Origin of the sequence: Sphingomonas sanguinis (assembly GCF_001476905.1) — a bacterium.
GTDB lineage: Bacteria > Pseudomonadota > Alphaproteobacteria > Sphingomonadales > Sphingomonadaceae > Sphingomonas > Sphingomonas sanguinis_B.
Window position 1 is genome coordinate 1 of the sequence record NZ_LDTE01000168.1, and the last position, 1,577, is coordinate 1,577.

Annotated in this window: 1 protein-coding gene; it reads left to right on the forward strand. The window is 62.3% G+C overall.

Annotation, left to right across the window (positions count from 1 at the left end; genetic code table 11):
- Positions 1 to 332 precede the first annotated feature (332 nt).
- Complete coding sequence (locus SB4_RS18140) at positions 333 to 1,475, forward strand: glycoside hydrolase family 43 protein (RefSeq protein ID WP_241488690.1); 1,143 nt, start codon at positions 333 to 335, stop codon at positions 1,473 to 1,475.
- Positions 1,476 to 1,577 lie beyond the last annotated feature (102 nt).

Sequence of the window (1,577 nt, forward strand, 5' to 3'; positions counted from 1 at the left end):
GCAACTGGGCAGGCGCGGCGGCCAGCGGCGCGAGCGCCAGACCGGCGGCGAGCAGCCAGCGGGATTGCGAGAAGCGAAGGGCCATGCGGGTCATCCTCTGTCCTGGGTATCCGCCGACATCACGTGTCGGTCTTGTCGTGATGCGAGCCCTGCGATGGTGAGCGAGGGGTCAGATATCGTTACCAACAATGCACGGCCACCCTTTGTCAAGCAATGCGACGTCTCCCGTGCCGACAAAACCGAAAACGACAAACCGACCTTGCATCCCGCCAACTGATAGCGCTATCGTGCGATCAAAGCTCCAAAGATGGAGCGCATGGGAGAGGTAAGCGATGAAGCGCTTGATGATGACCAGCGTGGTCGTGCTGGGTCTTGGCACGGCGGCCTGTGGTGGCCCCAAGGCGGCCGACAATGCGGTGCAGGACAATAGCGCCGTCGCATCCCACGATCCCAATCCGACCGCTCCCGATGGCCGTCATTACCTGTCGCAGCCGCTGGTGCGCGACATCTTCACCGCCGACCCGTCCGCCCATGTCTGGGGCGACGGGAAGATGTATATCTATCCCAGCCACGACATCCCGACCGAGACGAAGGACGATGATCTCGGCAACCAATATGCGATGCGCGACTATCGCGTGCTGCGCATGGACGAGCCGGGCGGGCCCGTCACCGTCGGCCCGGTCGCGCTGGACGTGAAGGACGTGCCCTGGGCCTCGCAGCAGATGTGGGCGCCCGACGCCGCCTATAAGGACGGCACCTATTATCTCTATTTCCCGGCGCGCGATAAGACCAAGGACAAGAACGGCCTGGGCGCGTTCCGCATCGGCGTCGCGACGTCCAAGAATCCGATGGGCCCCTTCAAGGCCGAACCGCAGGCGATCCCGGGCAGCTATTCGATGGACCCCGCCGTGTTCCAGGACGCGGACGGCAAGGCCTATATGTATTTCGGCGGCATCTGGGGCGGTCAGCTTCAGCGCTGGAAGGACGGCAAGTACGATCCCAACGGCAGCGATACCGACCTGAAGCAGGACGACCAGCCCGCCATTTCGGGTAAGATCGCCCGGCTGAACCCCGACATGAAGACCTTTGCCGAAGCCCCGCGCGACGTCGTGATCCTCGACGAAAAGGGCAAGCCGGTGCTGGGCGGCGACCATGACAAGCGCTTCTTCGAGGCGTCCTGGGTCTTCAAGCGCGACGGCAAATATTATTACACCTATTCGACCGGCGACACGCATTTCCTGAACTATGCGATCGGGACGAGCCCCTATGGCCCCTTCACATATAAGGGACATATCCTGAGCCCGGTGCAGGGCTGGACCACCCATCATTCGATCGTCGAGTGGAAGGGCAAGTGGTGGCTGTTCTACGCCGACACGCAATTGTCGGGAAAGAACCATCTGCGCAACGTCAAGATGACCGAGCTGAAATTCAACCCGGACGGGACGATCCCGACCATCGATCCGTTCGTGAAGTAAGGGCGGCCGATGTTTCTGGGCATCGATATCGGCACCTCCGGCGTCAAAGCCGTGGTGCTGGACGAACATAGCGCAGTGGTGGGGCAGGGGACGGCGGCGCTG

Bases quoted from the DNA above. Each gene is read 5' to 3' on its own strand.
- SB4_RS18140 (WP_241488690.1), top strand. From the start codon at position 333: ATGAAGCGCTTGATGATGACCAGCGTGGTCGTGCTGGGTCTTGGCACG.